This is a genomic window from Mesorhizobium sp. M4A.F.Ca.ET.022.05.2.1, from assembly GCF_003998845.1.
Lineage (GTDB): Bacteria > Pseudomonadota > Alphaproteobacteria > Rhizobiales > Rhizobiaceae > Mesorhizobium.
The window spans coordinates 1-4,203 of the sequence record NZ_RZOJ01000484.1 but is presented as its reverse complement, the minus strand read 5'-3'; the positions used below and the strand labels follow the sequence as shown (position 1 = coordinate 4,203).

5 protein-coding genes and 1 pseudogene are annotated in these 4,203 nt (G+C 66.4%); 2 read left to right on the top strand and 4 right to left on the bottom strand.

What is annotated here, in order from left to right:
* A pseudogene (locus EN745_RS37705) lies at nucleotides 1-186 on the bottom strand (EamA/RhaT family transporter); the annotation flags it as partial.
* Between the two features lie 323 nt (nucleotides 187-509).
* On the opposite strand from EN745_RS37705, the gene EN745_RS31095 reads away from it, so the two are divergent.
* Nucleotides 510-935, top strand: coding sequence for a nuclear transport factor 2 family protein (locus EN745_RS31095; RefSeq protein ID WP_126055667.1), 426 nt, complete (start codon nucleotides 510-512; stop codon nucleotides 933-935).
* Between the two features lie 84 nt (nucleotides 936-1,019).
* Here EN745_RS31095 and EN745_RS31090 read toward each other — a convergent pair whose 3' ends face one another.
* Nucleotides 1,020-2,525 (bottom strand): peptidase S10, encoded by a 1,506-nt coding sequence (locus EN745_RS31090; RefSeq protein WP_126055666.1) that lies wholly within the window; start codon nucleotides 2,523-2,525, stop codon nucleotides 1,020-1,022.
* 256 nt (nucleotides 2,526-2,781) lie between these two features.
* On the opposite strand from EN745_RS31090, the gene EN745_RS31085 reads away from it, so the two are divergent.
* Nucleotides 2,782-3,288 (top strand): OsmC family protein, encoded by a 507-nt coding sequence (locus tag EN745_RS31085; RefSeq protein ID WP_126055665.1) that lies wholly within the window; start codon nucleotides 2,782-2,784, stop codon nucleotides 3,286-3,288.
* A 2-nt stretch (nucleotides 3,289-3,290) separates the two neighbouring features.
* Here the strand turns inward: EN745_RS31085 and EN745_RS31080 are convergent, their stop codons facing one another.
* Together EN745_RS31080 and EN745_RS31075 are read right to left on the bottom strand one after the other, a co-directional pair.
* On the bottom strand, nucleotides 3,291-3,512 hold the full coding sequence (locus EN745_RS31080) for a hypothetical protein (protein ID WP_126055664.1): 222 nt from the start codon (nucleotides 3,510-3,512) through the stop codon (nucleotides 3,291-3,293).
* Between the two features lie 135 nt (nucleotides 3,513-3,647).
* Nucleotides 3,648-4,203: hypothetical protein (locus EN745_RS31075; RefSeq protein WP_127423010.1), on the bottom strand; the 556-nt coding region annotated here is incomplete at its 5' end.

Below are 4,203 nucleotides of genomic sequence, written 5' to 3'. Positions count from 1 at the left end.
GCGAGGATCGTGATCGACCGGAAGAACATGATCTGCCAGACGCTGACGCCGGCGACCAGCAGCTTGATCGCGGCGTCCAGCGCCGAAAACAGGAAATAGGCGCCGCCCGTCAAGAGGATGGCGGCCAGCACCGAGGATGGCGGCCAGCACCCTTTCGCGGCTTTCGAGAATGGCGACATCGGCCATGCGGCACCGGCCTGCGGACGTTGCTTGCTTGGAGCTGAGCCAACCCCTGGCCCAACAGGACCAGCCTATACGGGCGATGGCCAGCGCGGCGCTACGCCAGCTCCGGCCTTGCGTTGGGGCACAGGCTGACGGCCTGCAGCTCGCATGGACAAAAGCCACCTGACGGGGCCGAGCAAGCCCATGTCCGGCGCCTTGCAATGCTGGACGGCCACAGCCCAATCAGGTAATTTTGAGGCTTGCGGATTGATCGGCGTGGCTCGCTCGGGCAGCGGACTAAGGAGAGGGTGCGCCAATGCGTGCGCTGCATAAGTCCGGGAATTCCGATGACTGATGTGATCGATCGACTGGTGAGGGCGATGAACGCGCACCAGCTCGACGCTGTCACCGCACTCATCCACGAGAACTACCGCAGCGTACAGCCGGCCCATCCGGGCAGAGCCTTTGTCGGGCGCGACCAGATGCGCGCCAACTGGGAGGCCATGTTCGCGGGCATCCCTGACTTCCACGCGACGGTCACGCGCTCGGTCCAGGACGGTGACACGACCTGGACGGAATGGCATTGGTCCGGCACTCGCCGCGACGGGCAGCCCTTCGAGATGCGCGGGGTCACGCTGTTCGAGATCGTCGACGGCCGGATTGCGGCCGGGCGACTGTATCTGGAGGACGTCGAGCGGCAGGTTGTCGGCATCGAAGACGCGGTCGAAGCCCTCTCCGGGCGCCGTCCGCCAGCTGCTGGCACCAGTTCGTGACCTCACGACCGCCCCGAAGGGCACGCTCCGCCGCTAAACCGGCCTGTCGCGATGATGCCTCGCTCCGCCGATCAGGACACGACCCTATTGCGTTGCCTGGTAGAGCTCCGCCGCCGCCTCCTTCAGCGCGCGCCTGCCGTCCGGCCTGAAATACATCATGTGCCCGCCCTCCACGACATCGACGCGGATGGGCCTGGCATCGGCGAGCGGTGGGACCTGGTTCACCAGGTAGCGTGAGGCGAGATAGGGCGTGACGAGGTCCGTGTAGCCGTTGACGATGACGACGCCGAGGGCTGGGTTCAGCGAACGGGCCCGCTGCAGATCGTCCATCACGCCGGCATAACCTTGCCGCGAGGTGCCGTAGTCCCAATTGTGGGTGACGTCGCCGTTGAGCAGGCGGTAGCTGATATCGGTGTGGAAATTGAGCTCGTCGCTGATATAGCCGACAAAGGCCGAGGTGAGCGCCGGCACGCTGCGGTCGAGCACCGGATCGGGACCGGCGATGCGGGCGCTCTCGGGCGCGATGTCGGCGGTGCCGATTGTAGCGTCATAGGGGCTCAGCACCTTGCCTTTGGCGCGGGCGAATTCCCTTGCGAACAGCGATGTCGGGATGCGGGCGAAATTCCGCTGGACGAGGTCGAGCGGCAGGCCGGTGATGTCGGACACGCGCTGGCTCGCCAGCCGTCCGCCTTGCTCCAGCCCGCCGGCCAAGGCGGTCAGGTAGTCGCCCATGGCATAATGTTCGACCTCGGCGAGCTTTTCCCGCAACGCATCGCCGCTGACGCCTTCGCTGCGCAGGCGCACCGCCGCCAGCGATGGCAGTTCCAGCGCCCAGTGCAGCGGCTCGAATTCGTCTGGCTGCACCAGCATGAATTCCAGCGCCGGCGAGATCAGCACGATGCCGCTGGGGCTGATGCCGACATCTTCCTGCAGCGTCCTCGCCAGCAGAGCCGCGCGGAAGCCGCCATAGCTTTCGCCGGCGAGGAAGAGCGGCGAAGCAGTGCGGCCGTTCTGCGCCAGATAGAGCCGGATGAAGGCGCCGATCGAACTGGCATCCTGATTGACGCCCCAGAAATCGTGCGTGTCCTGGCCGGGCGCCTCGCGGCTGTAACCGGTGCCGACTGGATCGACGAAGACGAGGTCGCTCATGTCGAGCCAGCTGTCCGGATTGTCGATCAGTTTTTGCGGCGAGGGCAGGAATTCCCCGTCGGCTCCGGTGGCGATGATGCGCGGGCCGAGCGCGCCGAGATGCAGATAGGCGGAGGCCGCGCCGGGGCCGCCATTGAAGACGAAGGTGATCGGGCGGTGGGGTTCCTTCGCCGCATTCGCTGGCGGCGGCAGCGTATAGGCGACGTAGAAAATCTCGGCCGTGACATCGCCCCTGCCGGAAAGCAGCGACAGCGTGCCGGCCTTGGCCTGATAGTCGAGCTTGCGTCCGGCGATGGTGATCGAATGGTTCGTCGTCTGCGGCTGCGGCAAGAGCGACAGCACGCCGCCCGCTGGCGCCGGCGGCTCGGTGGTCCCGGCAAGGACCGGCTGGGCGAAGGCGGCAAGAGCCAGCAGGGGGACGAGTTTCAGCTTGAACCGCATGATGCCTCCGCGGGAACGACTTCCGCATAGGTATGGTCGAGAGGGTCGAAGTCAAAGGGGCGTCTCAAGACTTGGGTTCCTCGCCCTCGCCAAGGGCGGCGGAGAGGTGGCCGCGAAGCGGACGGAGAGGGGGCTTCGTAGGGCGCTCCCCTTTCCGTCTCGGCTTCGCCGAGCCACCTCCCCCCATTTCAGGGGGGTGAGGAACCCAAGCCGGAATAATGTGCTATCAACCACCAAAGTATCGAAAGGAGCGCAAATGGACGCCACCGCACTCAAGGCCATGCAGGCGCCTCTGAAGGAAGCCTATCGCGAGGACGCCTCGAGCGCTCTGATCACGCTTCGCGCCAGGGGCTCGATCGACGACCAGTCGATCGCTTGCAAGGTGGAGACGGGCAGGGCGCTGGCCATCGCCGGGCTGCACCCCGCGACCGGCGGGACCGGGCTCGAGCTCTGCTCGGGCGACATGCTGCTCGAGGCGCTGGTGGCCTGCGCCGGCGTGACGCTGAAGGCGGTGGCGACGGCTCTGGAGTTCAAGCTCGGCGCTGCCACGGTGCAGGCGGAGGGCGATCTCGATTTTCGCGGCACGCTGGGCGTTGCCAGGGAGGCGCCGGTCGGCTTCCGCGCCATCCGGCTCAGTTTCGACCTCGACACCGACGAGCCGCAGGAACGCATCGATTCGCTGCTCAAGCTCACCGAACGCTATTGCGTGGTGTTCCAGACCATCAGCACCAAGCCTGAGCTGACAGTCAGCGTGAAACGCTGAAGCTACTGCGCCGAGGGCTCTTCGGCATCCCCTTCGTCGGTGAAGGGCGAGGCGCTCGGCACGCACTGCACCGCCCAGCCCTGGGGTGTCGGCTGCTTCTGGTATTCGGTGATGGCGTTGGTGCATTGTTCGCGGGTGTCGAAGGTGCTGGGCAGGACCACCATGCCGCCCTGCGGGCCGGCGATCACCAGATACCAGACCAATGCTACGCTGGGAGCAGCCATGGGAATTCCTCACTGTGTTGGTGTGGGAGAGTCGGCCGATCCTAGCAACTCCGGGCGAGCGGTGAAAGCTCGCCCGGCGCGCGGTGCTTGCGCGCGACATCACAGCCGCGTGATGTCAATCCCGCTCTTCAGGCGTCATTCGACGGCGAAGCAATAGAACAGGCCGTCGCCGCCAGTGCCCTGCAGCGCCTCCTGGCTGCAGCCGCCACGCGAGGCATGCGAGGAATTCCACGACTTGGCCGCTGCCGAATCGTCGAGCCCGGTGCGGTCGTGGTGGCCCATCATGGCTGCGCCGTCGGCGCCGCTCATCGTCCAGTCGCCGCAGGTCTGGTCGGCGATCTTGGTGCCGTCGGGCTTCGAGCCGGTCAGCACGTCATGCCGGTTCGGCTTGTCGCCGCGGCCGTTGACCACCTCGCCCTTCTCGTTGAGCGCCGTCTGCTTGGAGATGGCGTTGGCGTCGCCGTGCAGCGAGGCGACATCGTCGGCGATCTTCTCACCCTTGGCGTTGAACCAGGGGCCCTTGCCGATGCGGTCGCGCGCATCCTCGGCACCGGTCGACAGATAGGCATGCCAGGTCTTGCCCTTGACGCCGGCGGCTTCGGCCAGAGAGGCGCAATGGGCGTCGGCGCCCTTCAGCCCGCCGAGATCGGCGCCCTTGCCGGAACCGACACTGGTGACGAAGAAGCTCATC